Annotated in this window: 1 protein-coding gene; it reads left to right on the forward strand. The window is 48.2% G+C overall.

Going from position 1 to position 780, the window contains the following annotated elements; translation table 11 throughout:
- The coding region (locus R7Q46_RS26465) for a peptidase dimerization domain-containing protein (protein ID WP_318078124.1) at positions 1 to 780 on the forward strand (780 nt) is incomplete at both ends.

The raw sequence follows: 780 nt of genomic DNA on the forward strand, positions 1-780 counted from the left end.
CAACCGCGACGCGATCCCTACTGGCTTTGTGACTCGTCAGCTAACCTTGAAGGGTTTAAAAGGCGGTCACTCTGGTTGTGATATCCACACTGGTCGTGGTAATGCCAACAAACTGCTTGGCCGATTCCTAGCGGGCCATGCACAAGAGTTGGATCTTCGCTTGGTTGAATTCCGTGGTGGTAGTTTGCGTAATGCTATTCCTCGCGAAGCTTTCGTAACAGTTGCTGTTCCTGCTGAAAACCAAGAGAAACTTGCAGAGCTTTTCAACTACTACACTGAGCTATTAAAAGCTGAGCTTGGCAAAGTAGAAACGGGCATTGTGACGTTCAATGAAGAGATCGCAACCGAATCACAAGCCTTCACCGCGGCGGATCAACAACGCTTTATTGCTGCTCTCAACGCATGTCCAAATGGCGTGATGCGCATGAGCGAAGAAATTGCAGGTGTGGTTGAAACGTCACTGAACGTTGGCGTGATCACTACTGAAGAAAACAACGTGACTGTTCTGTGTCTGATTCGCTCTTTGATTGACTCTGGCCGCAGCCAAGTAGAGAGCATGTTACGCTCTGTTGCTGAACTCGCAGGGGCACAAGTTGAGTTCTCAGGCGCTTACCCTGGTTGGAAACCAGACGCTGATTCAGAAATTATGGCGATTTTCCGTGATATGTACGAAGGCATTTACGGTCACAAACCAAACATCATGGTTATTCACGCAGGTCTTGAATGTGGTCTATTTAAAGAGCCTTACCCGAACATGGACATGGTTTCTTTCGGCCCAAC

The organism is Vibrio sp. 811 (assembly GCF_033339195.1).